Origin of the sequence: Pseudoalteromonas shioyasakiensis (assembly GCF_024518675.1) — a bacterium.
Taxonomy (GTDB): domain Bacteria; phylum Pseudomonadota; class Gammaproteobacteria; order Enterobacterales; family Alteromonadaceae; genus Pseudoalteromonas; species Pseudoalteromonas shioyasakiensis_B.
On sequence record NZ_JANIGL010000006.1, the window covers coordinates 185,573 to 206,574 of the forward strand.

Consider the following 21,002-nt stretch of genomic DNA (forward strand, 5'->3'; position numbering starts at 1 on the left):
GACAAACTCGCACTTTTTATCTGTAACCAGCAAACTCGTATCAAATATGCGCCTAATAATTAACCTGCTAAGGCCTTTACTGCGTATAAGTTAAAAAAAAGTTCAATAATAATCATAATAAGTGTAAATCCATCAGTTAATTGGTGGATTTTTTTGCTACAATTGTCTGGCAAGTAATGTGAGTGAGTTCAACAGCACCAACTGCAGTTTATCTGCTTCCTCTTAGTGGGGTTGATCTCGGTCAGTATATTGTTTTTGTAAAAGTAATATCATAAAAACGGCTCTATGCTCGAGCTAACTTAGTCAACGAGTTGATAAAGTCGGGAATATTCGAGCATGAAGCTGTTAATAACCTTGTTTTAATCATGGGTTTTAATTATGATCGCTTCTATTTTAAAATTTCGAAAAATTAAACTGCTGTAACTGATGTTCTCAATATGGCAAGTGTTGGGAATCATAGTGGAGATAAGTGGATGAGCAATGCGCCTGTAGACAATGGCCGACGTCGCTTTTTAACCATAGCTACCTCTGTTGTTGGTGGTGTTGGTGCGGCTGGGGCTGCTGTTCCTTTTATTGCGTCTTGGAATCCAAGTGAGCGAGCTAAATCTGCGGGTGCGCCTGTAGAAGTAGATATCAGCAAACTTGAGCCAGGGCAATTAATACGTGTCGAGTGGCGTGGTAAACCTGTATGGGTTGTATCACGGACCCCTAAAATGCTTGAGCAGATGAAAGCTCACGAAGATCAACTTCGTGATCCGCAATCGCAAGAGCCACAACAATTAGAATCGTCAACAAATGACTACCGTTCAATACGTCCAGAGATTTTTGTCGCTGTAGGTATTTGTACTCATTTAGGGTGTTCACCGGGTTTCCTTAATGGCGGCTTTGGCGAAAAAGTAGAAGGCACGGATGATGGTTTCTACTGTCCATGTCATGGTTCTAAATTCGATATGGCTGGCCGAGTATTCCAAGCGGTACCTGCACCATTAAATTTAGAAATACCACCTTATACTTTTCTTGATGAGACCACTATTTTAGTGGGCGAAGAAAAAGGGGTAGCCTAATGTTTGGTAAGATTATTGGTTGGATCGACGACCGTATCCCAATGACTCGTGTTTGGAACATGCATATTGCACAGTATCCAGCACCTAAAAACTTTAACTTCTGGTACTTCTTTGGCTCACTAGCCATGTTAGTACTAGTTAACCAAATCCTAACGGGCATTTGGTTAACGATGAACTTTGTTCCTTCAGCAGAAGGTGCATTTGCATCTGTTGAATACATCATGCGTGATGTTGAATATGGCTGGTTATTACGTTATTTGCACTCAACGGGTGCTTCTGCGTTTTTCATCGTCGTTTATCTACATATGTTCCGTGGCATGATCTACGGTTCCTATCAAAAACCACGTGAATTACTGTGGTTGTTTGGTATGTTTATCTTCCTAGCATTAATGGCTGAAGCCTTCATGGGTTACTTATTACCATGGGGTCAAATGTCATTCTGGGGTGCGCAGGTAATCATTTCTTTATTCGGTGCGATTCCGGTTATTGGTGATGACTTAACACTTTGGATCCGTGGTGACTATGTAATTTCGGGTGCAACGCTTAACCGCTTCTTTGCATTACACGTAATCGCATTACCACTGGTTATTGTTATCTTAGTATTCTTACACATTGTTGCACTTCACGAAGTGGGCTCAAATAACCCTGATGGTGTTGAGATTAAGCGTAAGAAAGGCTCTGTTGCTGAAGAAGATAAGCCTAAATTTAAATTCCATGAGTATTACACCGACAAGAAAGATATTGTTGATGCGATACCGTTCCACCCATACTACACAGTTAAAGATATTATGGGCGTGGTTGGTTTCTTAATCTTGTTCTGCTGGGTTGTGTTCTTTATGCCAGCGATGAATGGTTTCTTCTTAGAAGCGCCAAACTTTGAAGCGGCAAACCCGTTAAAAACACCTGAGCATATTTTCCCAGTTTGGTATTTTACGCCATTCTATGCAATCTTACGTGCAATCCCTGATAAGTTAATCGGTGTTGTCGCGATGGGTGCATCTATTGTGGTACTGGCTCTGTTACCTTGGATTGACCGTGGTACAGTTAAATCAGTTCGTTACCGTTGTGGCTTCCATAAATGGAACATTGCAGGTTTTGTTGTGACTTTCGTACTATTAGGTTGGGTGGGTGCGACTCCTCAAACTGATTTGAAAACGATTATTTCGCAAATCTGTACTGTGACTTACTTTATGTTCTTCGTACTGTTATTTGTATACAGTAAGAATGAAAAAACTAAGCCATTGCCAGAGAGGTTAACGAAATGATGAAAAAGCTAATTATCGGTTTATTTGCTTTATCAATAAACGTATTACCGGCAATGGCGGCGGGTCCGTCAGTTCCATTAATGGAAGCGGGTAATGACCTAACAGATCAACCTTCATTGCAACGTGGTGCAAAGTTGTTCATGAATTACTGCCTTGGTTGTCACCAAATGCAGTATCAGCGTTATGAACGAACTTTCCGCGATATCGGTATCCCTACAGAAGTAGGGCAAGAGCAACTTATTTTTGATGGTTCAAAAGTAGGTAGCCACATTACCAACGCAATGGAAAAAGATGATGCTGCAAAATGGTTTGGTGCGGCTCCGCCGGATCTAACAAATGTTGCGCGTGTGCGTGGCAGTGATTGGATTTACACCTATTTAAAATCATTTTACAAAGATGAATCTCGCCCATTCGGTGTAAATAATACGTTATTTCCATCGGTAGGTATGCCGCATGTTCTGCAAGAGCTGCAAGGTTTACCTATGCCTATTACTGAAGAAGTACAAGAGCATGGTCACACAGTGACTAAAGTTGTTGGCACCAAAACAGATGGTACAGGCGAATTAAGTGTAGATGAATATGACCAAGCAGTTCGTGATTTAACGAACTTCCTAGAGTACGTAGGTGAACCTACGCGTCTTGAATCGGAAGCGCTGGGTATTAAGGTAATTGGATTTTTAATCATCCTATTTATCTTGTCATTTATGCTGAAGAAAGAATACTGGAGAGATGTTCATTAATTTTGAACATATTTAAAGGTAATTTTGCAATAGGGGCTTAAGCCCCTATTGCTGTTTTTGTTATTTAATGGAGGTAGGCATGGCCGTAGCTGCCAATAAGCGCCCTGTAATGACCCTTTTTTCTGGTGCTAACTGTATGTATAGCCACCAAGTACGCATTGTACTTGCTGAAAAAGGCGTAAGTGTAGATATTCATCTGGCTGAAAAGGATAACTTACCAGAAGCACTTCATGAAATTAATCCTTACGGTACAGTGCCAACACTGATCGACCGTGAGCTTGGTTTATATCAGGCAAACATCATCATGGAATACCTTGATGAACGTTTTCCTCATCCTCCACTAATGCCTGTTTATCCGGTAATGCGTGGTCGTAGCCGTTTAATGATGCATCGCATCGATACAGACTGGTATAGTCTAGCTGCTAAAATTTACGCAAACGGTGCTGAATCAGCGCAAGCACGTAAAGAACTAACAGAAGCATTACTTGCTGTTTCAGCTATCTTTACTGAAGCGCCATATTTCATGAGCGAAGAATTCAGTTTAGTTGATTGTTACTTAGCACCACTACTATGGCGCCTACCAGAACTTGGTATTGAGCTAAATGGTGCTGGTTCTAAAGAGATGAAAGAGTACATGATCCGTTTATTTGAACGTGAGTCTTTCCAAGCATCTCTGACTGAAGCTGAGCGTGAGATCCGTTTGTAATGACGCCTAATCGTCCTTATTTACTTCGCGCATTTTTTGATTGGATTGTCGATAATCAGTGCACCCCTCATTTAGTGGTTAATGCTGATTTTCCTGCTGTGCAAATACCAACGCAATTTGTTCAAGATGGTCAAATTGTATTGAATATTAGTCCTTCAGCCGTCACGCAGTTTTCGATGGATAAACAACAATTAAGTTTTAATGCTCGTTTTGGCGGACAGCCGATGCAAGTATACGTACCATTAGGTGCTGTACTTGCTATCTATGCTCGCGAGAATGGAGAAGGCACCGTATTTACTGCAGATGAGTTTTTAGAGGACGAAGACGACTTTGCACCTGAGCTTGAAAGTGTCGACTTAGAGGAAGAGTTTATCCCTGATGATGAGCCAACCCCGCCTAAGCCTGACAAGAAAAAAGGCTCCCACTTACGAGTTATAAAATAATTTGTAGTGCATGAAAAAGACCGCTTTTAGCGGTTTTTTTATGCCCGTAATTTGAGCATTACTGGCAGTTATAAAATCCCTTAAGTGTAGCGTGCAACAGGTTAGATAAATTTTGTTACATATTAAAAACCGTTGTTTTAACTGGTCGGTTTATTGTTATCCATAACAAGTTTAATATAGTGGGTGCAAATTGCCTGCAGAATCATACTGCATGTAATTAAACTCTATCTAACAATCGAGATTCTTATGAACAAAGTAACTTTTAGCGCTATAAGCATTGCACTTGCATTAGGATTGGTTGGCTGCGGTGATAAACAACAACAAACAAATACAGCAGAAACCACGGTACAAGCGGCACCTGTTGAGCAATTAAATTCAGGTATTGAGCTTGCCAATATGGATAAATCAGTGCGTGCTCAAGATGATTTTTATTACCATGTAAATGGTCAGTGGTTAGAAACCACTGAGATCCCAGGTGACAAATCCAACTACGGTTCATTTACCCAGTTATACGATGACTCACAAAAGGCAATGAAAGCAGTGCTTGAAAAAGCCGCAGCAAATAAAAATGTTGAACCAGGTTCTGATGAAGCAAAGCTGGCTGCTTTTTACAACAGCTATATGGATGAAACTAAACGAGAAGAGCTTGCTGTTAAGCCATTGTCTCCTGTGCTGTCTAGCATCGATGCTGTTCAAGCTAAGCCTGAGCTCGTGTCATTAATGGCACAACTACGTTTGCAAGGTGGTAGTGTACCATTTGGTTGGTATGTAAATAACGATGCCAAAAACTCAAGTGAATACGCATTATATGCTTATCAAGCAGGACTTGGCTTACCGGATCGTGATTATTACCTAAAAGATGACGAAAAGTTTAGCAAAATTCGTGAGCAATACCTCACTTATATTACACAAGTACTCGAGCGTGCTAACGTAGAAAACGCGCAGCAAGCTGCCGATAATATTCTTGCCCTAGAGAAAAGCATAGCTCAAGCGCAGTGGAGCCGTGTAGAAAGACGTGATGCGACGAAAACCTACAATAAAATGACACTAGCAGATGCGAGTAAATTGACTGGTGACTTTGATTTAGTTGAGTACTTTAAAGCCTCAGGAATAGACACAAAAGATGTGATTGTTGGTCAACCGAGTTATTTTGAGCAGTTTGCAAATATATACTCTGAAACCGATTTAGCGACTTGGCAACACTATTTAAAATTTCATTTTGTAAGTAACTACGCAAATTTATTAAATAAAGACTTAGTTGACCTTAACTTCGACTTTTACAGTACTACTTTACGTGGTGTAGAAGAGCAAGCACCACTATGGAAAAAAACAGTTGATGCATCTAATAGTGTATTAGGTGAGATCTTAGGTAAAGTCTACGTTAAAGGAAACTTCCCACCTGAAGCTAAAGCGCGCATGGAAGAGCTGGTAGATAACGTTATTCGTGGTTATGCCGTTGCCATAGAAAACCTTGAATGGATGAGCCCTGAAACTAAGCTTGCGGCAAAAGAAAAGCTTGATAAGTTTACGCCGAAAATTGGTTATCCTGATAAATGGAAAGACTATTCAGAACTTGAAATTAAAGCGGATGATCTTGTCGGTAACTATATTCGCCATAGTCAATGGTCGTATGCTGATATGGTTGCAAAATTAGGTAAACCAGTGGATCGCTCTGAGTGGCATATGACACCACAAACTGTAAATGCTTATTACAATCCAGTTAATAACGAAATTGTATTTCCTGCTGCGATTTTGCAACCACCATTTTTTAACCTAGAAGCGGATGATGCTGTGAATTATGGCGCAATTGGCGCTGTGATCGGTCACGAATTAGGCCATGGTTTTGACGATCAGGGAGCTAAATATGATGGTGATGGTAACCTTCGTAATTGGTGGAGCGAATCAGATCTTAAGCAATTTGAAGAACGAACCGGTCAATTAGTTGCACAGTACGCTGAATACAAGCCCTTTGCAGATGCAAACGTGAATGGCGAGCTAACTCTAGGTGAAAATATTGGAGACTTAGGAGGCTTAACCGTTGCTTATACTGCGTATCAGTTGTCACTTGGTGACGCAAAAGCGCCTGTGATTGATGGTTACACTGGCGATCAGCGTTTCTTTATGGGTTGGTCACAAATTTGGCGTCGTAAGTATCGTGATGAAGAATTACGTAATCGCTTAATGACAGACCCACATTCGCCAAGTCATTATCGTGTAATTGGTATATTGTCGAATATGCCTGAGTTTTATCAAGCATTTGATGTAAAAGAAGGTGACAAAATGTATATCAAACCAGAAGAACGCGTAAAAATTTGGTAAGCATTAATCTATATCAAGCATAAATTAATATACTCGATTTTTAATATATGCTTATTTTAGATTAGTTTTAAAACGGTGACTTAGTACTAAGTCACCGTTTTTGTTGGAGTAATACATACCCAAACCACCTCAAGATGCAGAATTCAGCGCTTCACAGGGGCTTAATATCAAGGCGTTACTTTGCAAGAATGGCAGTCCCTTTTAATAAGTAACAACGATGAGAGTAAGTTCCTGTGAAACGCCCAACGGGTTGGTTTAAAAGCGATTTATACTGCGTTATTGATTTTAACAATAGAACCACTATTATTTGCAATCAATGCCTTGTCTAAATCGTTTTTAATTCCAACTGAAACTCGCATCTTGAGGTGGCTTGGGTATAACTCCCTCACAGGCTAGAATTGATAGGTAAAACTGGTACAATTATTTACAATAAGGCAATATTAGGTAAGACATGGCAAGTACAAAACATGCATTAAGTTTAGTGGTTCTTGCGGGCGGTTTAGGTAGTCGCTTTGGTGGTAATAAGCAAATAGTAGAAATTGCAGGCTTAGGCTGCACGATTATGGAGCTGAGTATTCATGATGCTTACGCTGCAGGCGTTACGCAAGTTGTGCTTGTGATTAATCAAGCCGTAAGAGCTGAAATTGAAAATACAATCCTACCTCGATTACCACAGCAACTCGAAGTTGTATTAGTAGAGCAGCACATTGATTTAGTGCCAAAACAATTTGCTGGGTTAGCTAAGCTGCGTACAAAACCGTGGGGCACTGGCCACGCGTTATTATGTGCAAAACAATATATTCATAACCCTGCGATTGTGATCACCGCTGATGATTACTATGGTGCAACGTCATTTAAGTTATTGAGTGAGCATTTTAAACAACAACAGAGTTGGGCCATGGTTGGTTACCCTATTGTTAATACCTTATCTGCTGAGGGAGGTGTGAACCGAGGGGTATGCCAAGTACAAAATGGCAGTTTACAAGGTGTTGTTGAGTACTTAAATATTAAGTATGAGCAAGGTATATTGAAGGGAGAGAATCCCGAAGGTTGTCCTGAGGAAATCATGGAGGATGCCCTTGGCTCAATGAGTTTTTGGGGGATCACCCCTGCTTTATTTGCTAGTTTAGAGCATGGCTTTCATGAGTTCTTGCAAAAACATGACAACGATGTCATTAAAGAGTATTATTTACCGGATCAGATACAAAAATTAATTTTAACGAGAAGTAAGAAAATCTCTGTATATATAGCACAAGAGCCTTGGTATGGTGTGACATATAAGTCAGAGTTACAGGAAGTTGCAGGAAAGTTATATGAGCTACGTCATGGATGAGTTGTCCCCTATATTGCCTTTTTCTGGGCGTGATAATAGTGAAATAAGTATGAAGTCAAACCCCGTTGCACTTCATTTGTCCGAGAGCTTTGGCTTAGGCAGTGAACGCATAAGCATGAAACCGATCGGCAATGGTCACATTAATAGTACTATGTTATTGACAGCAAATGAGAAATCGTTGGTTGTACAAAAGCTCAATACTGAAGTGTTTCCAGAGCCCGAGATGTTAGTTAAAAATGCTCGCTTAATTGAAACCCATTTATCGCAAAAACATCAGCTGGGTGAGTATGATTTAGACATTATTCGTCATGTGCCGACGCAGTCACAGCAGTTTTTAGTTGATTGCGATAATGGTGTGTGGCGAGCACTCGAATTTATTGGCGGCAGTTATAGTGAAGATGTAGTTAAAAATACTTCACAAGCAGAAATTGCCGCCAATGCATTTGGCCAGTTTGCGGTAGCATTAGGAGACTTTAATGCCGAGCAGCTTTATCATGTTATCCCTGATTTTCATAACTTGGCAATGCGAGCTCAAACACTTAAAGCTGTTATTGCTAAAAACCCAGTAGATCGTTTAGCGCGTTGCCAGGCTGAGGTAGATTTTTGTTTATCGCAATTTGGCTTAATTAATGAGCTTAAAGATCTACAGGGAGTTGTGCCAGTACGACCTTGCCATAATGATACTAAAATCAATAATATGCTTTTTTGTAACAAGTCTCATACGGCAAAAGCAGTGATTGATTTAGATACCTGTATGCCGGGTTACTGGTTATATGATTTTGGCGACATGGTGCGTACTTTTTGCTCTCCAGAAGAAGAAGATTCAACTAACCTTGAGAATGTAGGTGTTCGTGAAGAGATTTTTGCGGCGTTAGTTAAAGGTTATGTTGAGCCATTAAAAGACTTAATTACTGAGCAAGAAAAGCAAAGCTTCTGGTTAGGCACAAAAGTCATGACCTTTATGATCGGGCTACGCTTTTTAACTGATTACCTTGATGGTGATAACTATTTTGCGATAAAACATGCCGAACATAATTTAGAAAGAGCGCAAAACCAATTTGCTCTTTATCGCGATATTCTTGCCAAAAAACACACATTAAAAGCCATTTTAAGTGATGTTTAAGTTGTTCAGCCACGAATAAAAGAAAATATAGAGGCTGGTGTAGCTCTGCCTCATTATTTTTTCTTGCTAGAATAACCTGTCTTTTTCCATTCATAATTTCGTCTGAACCTTTGCTGATTGAGCTCATTTTCTTTACCTTAAACCCTATTTTAGGTAACTTTAAATTAGGTGAATCAAGGATAAAATAATGAAGCAGTTTAATCGTCGAGATTTTCTAAAAGCGGCCAGTACAGCCGCTGTCGCCAGTGTAGTTGCCGGTTGCGCAAGCAGTGGTAGCAATGGCGCAGTTACGCCCGCTCAGCAAGGCCAATCTGTTATCGGCATAGTCGCTCCAAAAATGGATATTGTTAGGGTCGCTTTTATTGGTGTGGGTCAACGCGGTTTTGGCCACGTAAAACGAATGAGCCATATTGATGGTACACGAATTGTTGCAATTTGTGATACCCATGATGAAGTATTACAACGTTCAGCTAATTACTTAACTGAGAAGGGCATAGCGAAGCCCGCCCTTTATTCTGGCTCTGAACATGCTTATCAAGATATGCTTGCCCGAGATGATATCGATATTGTTATTATTTCAACCCCGTGGGCATGGCATGCGCCAATGGCCATTGATACCATGAACAGTGGTAAACATGCATTTGTAGAGGTGCCACTGGCGTTGACGGTCGATGAAATGTGGCAAATTGTTGATACAGCTGAACGCACGCAAAAAAACTGCATGATGATGGAAAACGTCAACTATGGTCGTGATGAGTTGATGGTGCTTAATATGGTTCGCCAAGGTGTATTTGGTGAGTTGCTCCATGGTGAAGCGGCATACATTCATGAACTGCGCTGGCAAATGAAGGAGTTGGAACATAAAACAGGTTCATGGCGTACAGCATGGCACGCCAAGCGCAATGGCAATTTATACCCAACTCATGGTTTAGGCCCGGTTTCACAATATATGAATATCAACCGAGGTGACCGTTTTGATTTTTTAACTTCAATGAGCTCACCCGCGCTGGGTCGTCAAGCCTATGCTAAACGAGAGTTTCCAGCGGGGCATCAGCGTAATCAGCTTAATTATATTGCTGGCGATATGAATACCACGCTTATTAAAACGGTAAATGGCCGCAGTATCATGGTGCAACACGATACTACCACGCCAAGGCCTTACTCTCGTCATAACTTGATTCAAGGCACTAATGGCGTTTTTGCTGGTTTTCCTAACCGCATTGCGCTAGAAGAGGGAAGTGCAGGCAGTTTTCATGAGTGGGATCATGACATGACTGACTGGTATCAAAAGTACGATCACCCTTTATGGCTTAAAATGGGTGAAGAAGCTCAGCGTAATGGTGGTCACGGTGGTATGGACTTTCTCATGTTCTGGCGCATGATTTACTGTTTACGTAATGGCGAACCTTTAGATCAAGATGTGTATGATGGCGCAGCTTGGTCAGTGATTTCACCGCTTTCTGCTGAGTCTGTCGCTAATCGAAGTGCATCTATAGATATCCCTGACTTCACCCGGGGAGCCTGGCAAACAGCTAAGCCTCTTGGCATTGTGGGGTAAAGTTATTTCCTAGCTAGAGAAGCCGAACTCTAGCTAGTTTTTCTTGCATAAAAATGGTTTTTTGTTAACCTAGCCGTCTTCCATTTTGACTCTTTGAGGTGTTTATGACGTTTTTATCTCGCTCGATATTGGCGTTATCTATAGCACTTTCAAGTCCTCTGGCTTTTGCCCAAGCGCAGTGCGAAGTTGAACTTGGCCATGGCCTGATTATAACTGATGATGTTATTCGTATTGTTGATAAAGGCCAAACTCGTGTACAGATCAATAATAACAATCAACTTTTTATACGTGGTTATTGGATTGATTTGAGCCAAGAAGAAAGCCAAGTCTTGGAGCAGTTCAGTAAAGGTATTCGAGATACCGTTCCTGAGTTGGTAGAACTTGCTACCGATGGGGTGAATTTGGGCCTCAGTGCCATTGAGCAAGTGGTTGAAGGGATGTCAGATAAAGAGCCTGAAGTACTTAAAACTCAGCTTCAGTACGTTGAGCGCGCGTTAATGGATAAGTTTAAACGGGGTGAAGATTTTTACTTTATTGCCCCACAATCCCTTTCTAAAATTGACGACTTTTTTACCGAAGAGATCAGTAAAAAAATTCATTCGGCCGTTCATGGCTCATTAGGGGCTATATTAGTTTCATTAGGGGATGCATTTAAATCTCGTGAAGGTAATATCGAAGATCGTATTAACGACATGGGCCAACGAATGGATATTATTTCAAAAGAAATAGATAAATCATTACAAAAGAAAGCCCATCAACTTGAGCTTAAGGCCTCTGAATATTGTGAGTGTTTAAACTCATTAGATGTAACAGAGTCGCGCTTACAAATGATCGTGCCAGATCTTGCTGGCTACGACCTAGTGCAAATTAAGTCTTAACTTAATAAAAACCCGCATTTATATGGCGGGTTTTGTTAGGGAAGGTGTTTTTTAAAAGTTAACTAAGACCTAAACTTATCTGTCTCAGCCTCCAAATCATTGGTTAGCCCTTTAATTAAATCTGTCGCAGCATGAGCATGATGTGAAACATCAGCTGTTTGTGCCGCCGTATCTGATATAGTAACTATACGTTTAGCAGTATCTTCCCCTGCATCGAGTTGCTCTTTCGCTGCAATGGCTATTTGATGGCTCATTTGCGCGATAGCACTTAGCGACGAAGCAACGCGTTGTAACTCTTCACTGACATGTTTTGACTTAGCAACGGTCTGCTCACTGGTGGTTATACTTAAATTAACGGATGCTTTGGCATCTTGAGTGGCAGTTTGTAATTTGCCAATCATCTTATGTATTTCTTCTGTACTAGATTGAGTGCGTTGCGCCAGTTGACGAACCTCATCGGCAACAACAGCAAAGCCTCTTCCTTGCTCACCAGCACGGGCTGCTTCAATTGCGGCGTTAAGTGCAAGTAAGTTTGTTTGCTCCGCAATACTTTGAATCACACTTAGCACATTTGCGATATTATTTACTTCATCATCAAGGAGTTGGATGTTATTACCAGCGCTGTCAATTTGCTGCTCTAAAAGAGCGATGGTATCCGCAGCCTCAGTTGTCAGGTGATTAGCATTTTGCCCTTGGCTTTCGGCTTCTTGCACTGAGTGAGCGGCTTGTTCAGCATGCTCGACAACCGTTTGAGCAGATGCTGTTAGCTCAGTGATCGCAGAGGCCACCATATGCGTTTCTTCATTTAGGCTGCGAGTTAACTTATCAAGCTCGGTAGAGCGTGCTTCGTTATCAGTACTTTGATTTTTGAGTGTATCGGTTACGTCTTTAATGCTACCAACTACACCGCGAAGACCCTGTTGCATATAGTGCATGGCTGCGATGATACTCTCCGGTTGCGCATCGGTTCGAATATGAGAGTTTAAATTACCGCGCGAGACTTGTTTAACGATTTCTATCACTTCATTGACTTCACCGCCTAGGGCATTACTAAGCGAAATTCCAAAGCGTGCTATTGCTACTGTTAGTGCTACCGCGATGATTAACGATAAGCCCAGAAGCCATTTGGCTGTGTTCCAGTAGCGCTCATTTACTTCTTTTTCACTGATCCCGGTACCAATATACCAGCCAAAGTGCGGGGTTTTTTGTACTACAGAAGTTAAATCGACGGTTTCACCGTCACGAACAGAATCCCAGTGATAGGTGATAATTTTATTCGTTTGATTACCAACTAAAGCCTCTACCATGCGACCAATACTTTTGCCATTGGCGTCTTTAAAGTCGTTAAAACTAGTTCCGTGCAGTTGTGGATCGTGGGGAGTGGCAACAAAATCCAGTGCATCGTCCACTACATATACATACTCTGAGTCGTGGTATTTATTTTCTCGCAGCATTTGTATGGCGAATTCTCGGGCTTTGTGTTCTGATAACTGACCACTTTGAGCAAGCAGCTCAAATTGTTGCACAATATTGGTTGTACTTTTCATTAATTGATTGATACGTGCGATATTATCGCTTTCACTGGCATAACGCAGTGATTGTAAGCCGAGTAACGCTATCGCGTTAAGCGCGATAAACATAGCCCCAGCAAACAGGATTATTTTAGTTCTTAATGCTAAACCTGACAGCACAATGAGCCCCTTATTATTTTTATATTACTTTAAATTATTACCACGTTTATCGGCCAGATGTTAGTTTTAATTAGCATTTTCACTGTGTTTTTACGTGACTTTTGCTCAAGTGTCTGTTATGGGTACTTTAAAGTTTGCTTTCTGATTGTGTTAATTGGCGGTACTCACCGCTGGCAAGTTGGCTATCTAATTCGATATTTGCGATTTTTTCTCTATGTAATTCAATTACTTTATTGTTTACAGCGGCGAGCATACGTTTCACCTGATGGTATTTTCCCTCGCTGATTGATAAGCGTAAGCTGTAACTTGCTAAAGCTTCAGCGATTGCTGGGCGAGTGAGTTCTTTTTCGTTGTGTAATTGCACGCCATGACGAAGTTGATCTAGTGCTTGTTCTGTAAGTGGTTCTTGTGTTTCAACTAAGTAAGTTTTGAATTTATTATGTTTAGGAGAGGTGATTTTGTGTGACCATTCGCCATCATTTGTGATTAGCACTAAACCTGTGGTGTCTATATCGAGCCGACCTGCAACATGAAAATCCTTCATATTAGGTTCATCCAATAAATCAAATACCGTTGGGTGTAATTCATCCGCATTGGCGCACACATATCCGACAGGTTTATTGAGCATGAAATACCGCTTACCTAAGTATTCAAGTGGCTCATCGCATAATAATACCACGTCCGTTTGATTGATTGGGTGATCAAATGCAGTGGCCACTTCGCCGTTCACAGTTATTTGTTTTTGTTTGATTTCAGCTTTAGCTTTACTGCGAGGAATTTGAGCAAGATGGCTAACAAATTTATCTAAACGGCAAGGGAATTTCATTGGGTTCACATTTTTAGTCGGCTACAATGGCGCGAGTATAGCCGATAGTAAGCAGCCAGAACAGTGTCACAAATACAAATTTTAGCCACCTATCAGCAGCGTGTAGAGCAAAAAGAGTTACAGTATGACCAAGCTCAACTAACAGCGGTCAATACCTTGCAAAGTCTTGCTGAAAGCTTAGTTAAAAAACGTGTTTGGTGGCAAACACAACCACAGATTCAGGGCGTTTATTTACATGGTCCGGTAGGCCGTGGAAAGTCGATGCTGATGGACTTATTTTACCAACAGTTACCGATGGAAAATAAACAACGCCTACATTTTCATCATTTTATGGCGCAAGTTCATCAACAATTAAACAGTTTACAGGGCGCGAAAAATCCACTCACTCATATTGCAGCGCAATGGGCAAAGAAAATAAGGGTGCTGTGCTTTGATGAGTTTTTTGTCAGTGATATTGGTGATGCTATGATCATGGCTGAACTATTCAAAGCGCTTTTTAATAAAGGCGTTATTTTGGTTGCAACGTCAAATTGTCACCCAGAACAACTTTATTACAACGGTTTACAGCGGGGGCGATTTTTACCCACCATAGAACTTTTAAAAACACATTGTATTTTGATTAATGTAACAGGGGAGGTTGATCATCGTTTACGGTTTGGTCAGCATGCTACTTATTACTTTGATCATGGCAGTGGCGAACAGCAATTTCAGGCCAATTTCTCTGTTTTTTCAGGGCCATTACTAAGCGATATTAGTGTTGCCATTAAGGGGCGCACTTTAAGGTGTTTACAGCATAGTTCGAATGCCATTATGTTTGACTTTATGGCGCTTTGCTCTGGGCCGCGCAGTACCGCAGATTACATCTATTTAGCGCAGCATTATCAGCGTGTCTATGTGTGTAATATCCCAGTGATGGTTGCTCAAGCTACAGGAAAGCAGATTGTGCATGGGATTGAAGATAGCTATCAGCGTGAAAAGCAAGTGCTACAAGAACACACTTTAGACGATGAAGCTCGTCGTTTTATTGCCTTAGTTGATGAGTTTTATGACCGAGGTAAGTTGTTAGTGATCAGTGCACAGGATGATATTTCTCAGTTATATCGCGGTAAAAAGTTAGCGTTTGAATATGCCCGCACCGAATCACGGCTTATTGAAATGCAAAATTGGTAAAAAGAAAAAAGGCACGATCATAGATACGTGCCTTTGCTAACAACCTAGTAGGGATATGGTTAACGGGCATTAACCGTAGGTATTTTTTTAAAAACTATATTGTGCTCCTACGTAAACATAGCGACCAGTACCACCGCCATAGCTTGAGTAATAATTACCGCGGCCATATGGGTAAAATGCACCTTTATCATCAAATAGATTATTGATGCCACCAAATATGCGTAAATCACCGTGCTGTTGTAAACCCATAGTGTATGAAGCGGATAAATTATGCTTCATAAATGAGCCATAGTTTTGGTACTTTAATGGTTCAGGGTTCGTGATACAGCCTTCTGCACCAGTGTTACAACGTTCATCATTTGCGGCCATATAACCCTGCCAGTCTTCTTCTAAGCTTTGGCTTGCTTTAAATGAGCCCAAGAAGTTACTGCTCCAGCGTACGCGCCAATCGTCATTGCGCCAAGTTAAGGAAAGTGCGGCTTTATCTTTACTTTTACCATAGCCTGCATATTGGCTGGTTACATAGCTTCCATCATCACTAAGATAAGTTTGTGAGTACTCAATGGTATGATTGTAATCCGCTTTTAATACAAACGAACCTATACCATCAAAGTCAAAATTGTATTGCATTGCAACATCATAGCCACGGGATGTTAGTTCATCTAGATTATATTGGCGTTGTAAAATCTTAATGATATTACCTTCATTGTTGCGAGTAATATCACTGCAAAACGCATTGCTGTCGCCCCACTCTGATTCTGAGTCATAACATTCACGCTGAATGTTTTCATTGCTAATGGTTGAAATAGCATCGACAATGGCAATATCGTAGTAGTCGATAGCTACTCTAAAGTTTTCGATAAACTCTGGTGCAATGGTTACACCGAATGTGTATGTGTCTGCAGTTTCTTCTTTTAGCTCTGAATTACCGGCACCTGGTGAGTAGCTGTTGTTTTCATCTTCAAAAGCAAACTCTGAATTTGCCGCCAATAACTCTTGGAATACAGGCTCTTTACGGCAATTATCATGACCTGGCTTTGTTGATGTTGCAGTTAAACCGTCGCAAATGTCTGAATAGCTATCGTAATCACCACGCTCCGGTGACATTAGCTCGGTGATAGTCGGTGCGCGCTGGGCTCGAGCGTAATTAGCTCTGAATGCATAGCCACTAACGGGTTCCCAAAATACACCTAATTTATAGCTGGCAACAGTGCCGACATTTTCCATACTGTAATTTGCCAAACGTAATGAAGTTTCTGCTGATAAATTTTTCGCCAAGGGGGCATCTTTTAATAGTGGTACTGCAAATTCAGCAAACGCTTCATAAACATCTACTTCACCATAAAAGTTTGGTACGTAGTTAAATGTAATACCACCTGCTTTCATGTCGTCACTGGTGCTAACTTGTTGTGTATCTTTACGGTATTCACCACCGAACACAGCCGAAACACTGCCAGCTGGAAGTTCAAATAAATCCCCTGAAATATAGCCAACTACACCATATTGTTCGATTTCAGTATCAATAATTGGTGTAGTACGGATCCAGTCGGCCATCTCATTAGTTACAGAGCCTTCACCAAATAAGTTGATAGGAACACAGCCTGCTGCACGGGCATCAGCATCTTTACATTGAATTGTACCATCGGCTAATTGTTCCGCTTGTAATGCTTGGTTTAGCTTTACAGTGTTAAGTTCATTATTGCGAATTTGGTGTTGTGTAAAACGGCCATAACTGGCTGAGACATCCCAATCCCACTCATGATCAAATAAGGTACCTTGTAAGCCAGCCCAACTACGAATCGTTTTTCGGGTGTTATCTGTACTGATATCACCCACTTCACCAAATCGGCGATCCCAATAAATGCGATCTTTATAAGGCTGGGCATCAAGAATAGCCTGTGGCACGTAAGGGTTATCGATAGGAATATAGCCAGGGCGAACATCGCCTGCAGGTTCACCTGTTACCGGGTTAAACTGTGGTACATAAGCGCTCTCATATTCATCTTCTGGTGATTTATTGTTAAATGAGCTACTTTCACTGTATTGCAACTGACCGTAGAACATCACGTCATCATTAATATCGAAGTCGACTTTAATTGCGGTCGATAAATTATCGCTGGGTACATCCAGCATCACGTATTGGTTGGAGTTAATGCCGTAAATTTCTTCGTTATCTTTCCAGTCATCGCGCAATGTTTGACCATCATACCAAAATTGGGTCTCATTATTGCCGTTTTCTAAGAAAACTCCACCAAGTGTACCATCACTTTTACTGGCCCAATCAGCTTGGCTAATGTCACGCATACATTGTCGGCCATCCCCTGTGAGCATAGTATTACACATGGCTTCGTCGTCGTAATTGTAAGAGTCTTCAATTTGGGCGCGCTTGCGATCATAAAAAGTCATACCGAAGTCACGGTCCCAGTTAGCGCTGAAATAAGCATAACCGCGACCGTCGGCAAATGAGTCACCGTAGTTCAAATCAAGGGTAAACTCTTTACCTCCGCCATCTGTGCTTTCACCTGTTCGGGCTTGAAAATCAAACCCTTCTTTTTTTGACTGGGTAATAATATTAACTACGCCTGCTACGGCGTCTGCCCCATAGGTGGCTGATGCGCCGCCACTGATTATTTCAACTCGCTCAACCATGCCGCTAGGAATGGTATTTAGGCTGACGTAGTTACCACTGTAACTATTTGAAACAACACGGCGCCCGTCAATTAAGGTTAGTGTACGGTTAGGACCTAAATCGCGTAGCTCAACGGTTGATAAGCCGGTACCTGAGACGCTGGATTGGCTAGTTGTGTTACCAATACTTTCTGTTAGCGCTGGCATATTCTCGACTAGAATATCAGCTAAATTACTTAAACCGGTATCCGCAACGGCATCTCTGTCCATTGTCACTAGAGGTGTTGCAATTGAAAAGCTATCCCGTTTGATACGAGAGCCTGTAACGACTATTTTTTCTGGTTTGTTTTCTTGTTCACTCGTTACAGTGGTTTTATTTGCTGTTGATTGGCGTTCAATAGATGTCTCGTTTGCAAGTGATTGGCCAGATAGACTTGCCGTAATCGCTAGCGCGAGAGCACATTTTCTGGTTGATATTTTGCTCATCGATTTCCCTTTTTTTATGATTTTATAAAAACTACTGCGTTAACTATTGAAGGGCAGTTCAAAGAGTGACGCTAACACAGTAGTCGATGGGTTCTTGGATGCTGTTGTATGTAATCGTGAATAAAATCACAATAGAAGGTGTCTCGTTTATATCCCTATTTTACATCTATTTAATATCTATTTCTTTTTAAAACAATTAGCTACGTGTATTTTTTATTGAGTTTATTTTTACTTTATCTTATTTCTTTGCTTTTTGTTTCAATATCAGGTTATCCTTCTAGACTTCTAAATGAGGTGTTTTTTACTATTTATGAATACTCGAGAGCCATTTTTGATTGCACAGTGCAAGGTTTGTTTACTTGAAAATAAATTGACTTGTGTGGATATGGAAGTGGTATTGCAGCCTAAGTTTATTGAGTTACTGTGTCTTTTAGCTTCACGTTACCCCGATGCAATCACCCGTGATGAATTAATTGAAAAGGTTTGGGATGGTAATCATTTTGTTGGGGAAAAAGCATTAACAAACGCTATCTGGCACCTTAGGAAATCTTTTAAAGAATTAGACCCAAGTCAAAGCTATATCGAAACGCTGAGAAAAACAGGGTATCGATTAATGGTTTCCCCCACCGTAACCCCTAGCGTTGAAGTAAAGGGGGAAAGAACCAAGAAAGTGCAGGTTTTTAAAACAAAACCTGTTTATGTTATCGCTCTAGCTATATTGATAATGGTTGCTCTAAGCCTATATATACTTCACTCATGGCGCACAAGCATACCAGCTGTGCAACCAGCGAACCTTAGCGGTTTCATTGAACCAGTTACTAGTAGTCCAGGGCGGGAATTGTTCCCAACAATTTCTAATGATAACCACTTTATGGTTTATTCATGGCGCCGTCCTGGTAGGCCAACTAATTTATATTTACGTGATCTATTTTCACCAGAGCAAGGGGTTAAAGCGTTAACTAATACCGAGTTTGTTGAAGGGCGTGCTGTTTTTAGTCGTGATTTGCAACGGCTATATTATTATAGACGTTTAAACAACCAACAGTGTGAGATAGTCGAGCATATAATTCGCAGTGCAGAGATTAAAGTATTAGCCAACTGCCCGACGAGTTTCGCAACAGATCTTGACGTTAATTCACAAGGTACTGAATTGGTTTTTATCAGTGAAGTTCGAAATGTCTCAGGTAAACATACGGTGCTTAATATTCTTGATTTGACGGCCGCGAAACCGACTACTCGACAAATACCTTGCTTAGATATGTGCAATACTTACGATGAGTCTGTCGCATTTTCGCCTGATGCGACACAGTTAGTTGTTTCACGGCATTTACCTAACGGTAATGAAGAGCTCTATTTAATTAGTGTTGCAAGTGGTGAAGCGCAACCGCTTACTTCAGGGTTTATAGATATTCGTGGTGTAGATTGGCACCCATTTAAGAATCAAGTGGTATTCTCCGGAGTAAAACTAGGTGAACGACGCGGCTATGTTTTTAATCTAGACCGCGGTACGCTCACGGACACAAAAATTAAGGGCTTGAGTTACCCAGAGTACGCTACAGATGGTAGTTTATACTTTCATCAATGGCATATAGATTCTGCATTGATGCGCATAGAAACAAATAAGTCATTAGTTAGTTCGCCTTTCCCAATTCTATCTATGCACTTTAATATGCGCTTTGCTGATTACAATCGTACCAGAAATAAAATCGCATTTGTTTCTAATGAGTCTGGTAATCATGAGTTGTGGATTGCGAACCCTGATGGCACAAACCGAGAACAATTAAGTAACTTACAAGCCAGTATATACAACCCTATATGGTCTTATGATGGCCGTTATATTGCGTATACTGCTCATGTTGATGATGAAAATAAGTTGTTTATCTATGATTTTAAAAAGTTAAGCAGCACAGTGTTTGCTACAGGCTTTAAGTTCCATGGGAAACCTGCATGGGGTGCAGATAGTCAAAGTTTACTTGTGTCAGATAAAACATATGTCTATCGTTTTAATTTAGAGGGTGAGAACCTAGGCAAAGCGATTGAGCAACCTGCTTATTATGCCTTTGAAACAGAACAGCAGGATGTGGTATTTGCTAACCAAGATGCCAGCAAATTGTTAATTAAAGACCATATCACCGGAATTGAAAGTGTGCTGGTTGCAGATATTAACTTATCAAACCGTTTTGCTTGGTATTATGTGCATGCCAGAGATGGGCTTTCAGAAAAAATATTTTACTTTAATGTCAATCAAGGTGATTATCGCTTAAGTTTTTATGATCTGGCAACCAAGCAGCATCAAGATGTTATGCGCTTGCCAGAGCGTGCATTTAGTCGTTCGTCAGGGTTAACGTTCATTCCTAATTTAGACTGGTTGGTATACACCGCGTACAAATCACCACAAATAGATATTAAGCGTATTAAGGCGCAAGACTTACCTGAGTAAACTAGCACTTACGGTAAGTGTCGCTGTTATTTTCATAAATATTAACACTCAAACTGTATGATTCTCTACAGTAGGTGCGTAAGCAGTTAAGTAACCGCTCACTTAGGTCTTGTTTCTCGATGGTGGTTCTGCCTGCCATAATGTAGGCTGCGATATAAATAAAGCCGTCTTTGCCTTCGCCTAACTGATAATGCTGATAGGCGATAGCCCGAGTTTTAATTGTTGATAGTTCAAATAAACCACTTTCATAGGTGGTTTGATGTACCTTATCGACCAAAACCTGAGGTAAAAGTGGTAAATCTTCAGAATGCTCAATCACAATATGGGGCATC

16 protein-coding genes are annotated in these 21,002 nt (G+C 40.8%); 12 read left to right on the plus strand and 4 right to left on the minus strand.

The annotated features are described in order from the left end of the window. The first annotated feature begins 473 nt into the window (after positions 1-473). The 10 genes from petA to NQT69_RS16150 all read left to right on the plus strand — a co-directional run bounded on the left by petA (position 474) and on the right by NQT69_RS16150 (position 11,429). The gene (gene petA / locus NQT69_RS16105; RefSeq protein ID WP_256828697.1) at positions 474-1,064 is read left to right on the plus strand and encodes a ubiquinol-cytochrome c reductase iron-sulfur subunit; all 591 of its coding nucleotides are present in this window, start codon (positions 474-476) and stop codon (positions 1,062-1,064) included. Then, the gene (locus NQT69_RS16110; protein ID WP_256828698.1) at positions 1,064-2,329 is read left to right on the plus strand and encodes a cytochrome b; all 1,266 of its coding nucleotides are present in this window, start codon (positions 1,064-1,066) and stop codon (positions 2,327-2,329) included. Before petA ends, NQT69_RS16110 begins: the two co-directional genes overlap by 1 nt. Beyond that, positions 2,326-3,069 carry a cytochrome c1 gene (locus NQT69_RS16115; RefSeq protein ID WP_256828699.1) on the plus strand — a complete coding sequence of 248 codons (744 nt, stop codon included), beginning with the start codon at positions 2,326-2,328 and terminating at the stop codon, positions 3,067-3,069. Before NQT69_RS16110 ends, NQT69_RS16115 begins: the two co-directional genes overlap by 4 nt. 79 nt (positions 3,070-3,148) lie before the next feature. After that, complete coding sequence (sspA, locus tag NQT69_RS16120) at positions 3,149-3,775, plus strand: stringent starvation protein SspA (RefSeq protein ID WP_087533162.1); 627 nt, start codon at positions 3,149-3,151, stop codon at positions 3,773-3,775. After that, positions 3,775-4,218: a ClpXP protease specificity-enhancing factor gene (locus tag NQT69_RS16125; RefSeq protein ID WP_256828700.1), complete on the plus strand. Its 444-nt coding sequence runs from the start codon at positions 3,775-3,777 to the stop codon at positions 4,216-4,218. The genes sspA and NQT69_RS16125 overlap by 1 nt, the downstream gene beginning before the upstream one ends. A 246-nt stretch (positions 4,219-4,464) precedes the next feature. After that, the gene (locus NQT69_RS16130) at positions 4,465-6,537 is read left to right on the plus strand and encodes a M13 family metallopeptidase (RefSeq protein WP_256828701.1); all 2,073 of its coding nucleotides are present in this window, start codon (positions 4,465-4,467) and stop codon (positions 6,535-6,537) included. Between the two features lie 451 nt (positions 6,538-6,988). Next, positions 6,989-7,870, plus strand: a complete 882-nt coding sequence (locus tag NQT69_RS16135; protein WP_256828702.1) for a nucleotidyltransferase family protein — start codon at positions 6,989-6,991, stop codon at positions 7,868-7,870. A 49-nt stretch (positions 7,871-7,919) separates the two neighbouring features. Then, positions 7,920-8,993 (plus strand): phosphotransferase enzyme family protein, encoded by a 1,074-nt coding sequence (locus NQT69_RS16140; RefSeq protein ID WP_256828758.1) that lies wholly within the window; start codon positions 7,920-7,922, stop codon positions 8,991-8,993. A gap of 187 nt (positions 8,994-9,180) precedes the next feature. Beyond that, complete coding sequence (locus NQT69_RS16145) at positions 9,181-10,551, plus strand: Gfo/Idh/MocA family protein (RefSeq protein ID WP_256828703.1); 1,371 nt, start codon at positions 9,181-9,183, stop codon at positions 10,549-10,551. Positions 10,552-10,655: 104 nt separating this feature from the next. Next, the gene (locus tag NQT69_RS16150) at positions 10,656-11,429 is read left to right on the plus strand and encodes a YggN family protein (protein WP_256828704.1); all 774 of its coding nucleotides are present in this window, start codon (positions 10,656-10,658) and stop codon (positions 11,427-11,429) included. Positions 11,430-11,491: 62 nt separating this feature from the next. On the opposite strand, the gene NQT69_RS16155 is transcribed toward NQT69_RS16150, so the two are convergent. Both NQT69_RS16155 and rsuA read right to left on the minus strand, forming a co-directional pair. Then, positions 11,492-13,120, minus strand: coding sequence for a methyl-accepting chemotaxis protein (locus NQT69_RS16155; RefSeq protein ID WP_372823380.1), 1,629 nt, complete (start codon positions 13,118-13,120; stop codon positions 11,492-11,494). Between the two features lie 127 nt (positions 13,121-13,247). Then, positions 13,248-13,946: a 16S rRNA pseudouridine(516) synthase RsuA gene (gene rsuA, locus NQT69_RS16160; protein WP_256828705.1), complete on the minus strand. Its 699-nt coding sequence runs from the start codon at positions 13,944-13,946 to the stop codon at positions 13,248-13,250. 63 nt (positions 13,947-14,009) lie between these two features. Between rsuA and zapE the strand changes: the two genes are divergently transcribed. Beyond that, on the plus strand, positions 14,010-15,116 hold the full coding sequence (gene zapE / locus NQT69_RS16165) for a cell division protein ZapE (RefSeq protein WP_256828706.1): 1,107 nt from the start codon (positions 14,010-14,012) through the stop codon (positions 15,114-15,116). A gap of 87 nt (positions 15,117-15,203) precedes the next feature. Here zapE and NQT69_RS16170 read toward each other — a convergent pair whose 3' ends face one another. Then, positions 15,204-18,230 (minus strand): TonB-dependent receptor domain-containing protein, encoded by a 3,027-nt coding sequence (locus NQT69_RS16170; protein ID WP_256828707.1) that lies wholly within the window; start codon positions 18,228-18,230, stop codon positions 15,204-15,206. A 310-nt stretch (positions 18,231-18,540) separates the two neighbouring features. Between NQT69_RS16170 and NQT69_RS16175 the strand changes: the two genes are divergently transcribed. Continuing rightward, complete coding sequence (locus tag NQT69_RS16175; protein ID WP_256828708.1) at positions 18,541-20,670, plus strand: winged helix-turn-helix domain-containing protein; 2,130 nt, start codon at positions 18,541-18,543, stop codon at positions 20,668-20,670. Position 20,671: 1 nt separating this feature from the next. Here the strand turns inward: NQT69_RS16175 and NQT69_RS16180 are convergent, their stop codons facing one another. Beyond that, on the minus strand, positions 20,672-21,001 hold the full coding sequence (locus tag NQT69_RS16180) for a 5-carboxymethyl-2-hydroxymuconate Delta-isomerase (RefSeq protein ID WP_256828709.1): 330 nt from the start codon (positions 20,999-21,001) through the stop codon (positions 20,672-20,674). Between the last annotated feature and the right edge of the window lies 1 nt (position 21,002).

What these genes read in the sequence shown, in the direction of transcription:
- petA (WP_256828697.1), top strand. Translation starts at nt 474, where the DNA reads ATGAGCAATGCGCCTGTAGACAATGGCCGACGTCGCTTTTTAACCATA.
- NQT69_RS16135 (WP_256828702.1), top strand. Translation starts at nt 6,989, where the DNA reads ATGGCAAGTACAAAACATGCATTAAGTTTAGTGGTTCTTGCGGGCGGT.
- rsuA (WP_256828705.1), bottom strand. Translation starts at nt 13,946, where the DNA reads ATGAAATTCCCTTGCCGTTTAGATAAATTTGTTAGCCATCTTGCTCAA.
- NQT69_RS16180 (WP_256828709.1), bottom strand. Translation starts at nt 21,001, where the DNA reads ATGCCCCATATTGTGATTGAGCATTCTGAAGATTTACCACTTTTACCT.
- NQT69_RS16170 (WP_256828707.1), bottom strand. Translation starts at nt 18,230, where the DNA reads ATGAGCAAAATATCAACCAGAAAATGTGCTCTCGCGCTAGCGATTACG.
- NQT69_RS16150 (WP_256828704.1), top strand. Translation starts at nt 10,656, where the DNA reads ATGACGTTTTTATCTCGCTCGATATTGGCGTTATCTATAGCACTTTCA.
- NQT69_RS16140 (WP_256828758.1), top strand. Translation starts at nt 7,920, where the DNA reads ATGAAGTCAAACCCCGTTGCACTTCATTTGTCCGAGAGCTTTGGCTTA.
- NQT69_RS16145 (WP_256828703.1), top strand. Translation starts at nt 9,181, where the DNA reads ATGAAGCAGTTTAATCGTCGAGATTTTCTAAAAGCGGCCAGTACAGCC.
- NQT69_RS16130 (WP_256828701.1), top strand. Translation starts at nt 4,465, where the DNA reads ATGAACAAAGTAACTTTTAGCGCTATAAGCATTGCACTTGCATTAGGA.
- NQT69_RS16175 (WP_256828708.1), top strand. Translation starts at nt 18,541, where the DNA reads ATGAATACTCGAGAGCCATTTTTGATTGCACAGTGCAAGGTTTGTTTA.
- NQT69_RS16110 (WP_256828698.1), top strand. Translation starts at nt 1,064, where the DNA reads ATGTTTGGTAAGATTATTGGTTGGATCGACGACCGTATCCCAATGACT.
- NQT69_RS16115 (WP_256828699.1), top strand. Translation starts at nt 2,326, where the DNA reads ATGATGAAAAAGCTAATTATCGGTTTATTTGCTTTATCAATAAACGTA.
- sspA (WP_087533162.1), top strand. Translation starts at nt 3,149, where the DNA reads ATGGCCGTAGCTGCCAATAAGCGCCCTGTAATGACCCTTTTTTCTGGT.
- NQT69_RS16125 (WP_256828700.1), top strand. Translation starts at nt 3,775, where the DNA reads ATGACGCCTAATCGTCCTTATTTACTTCGCGCATTTTTTGATTGGATT.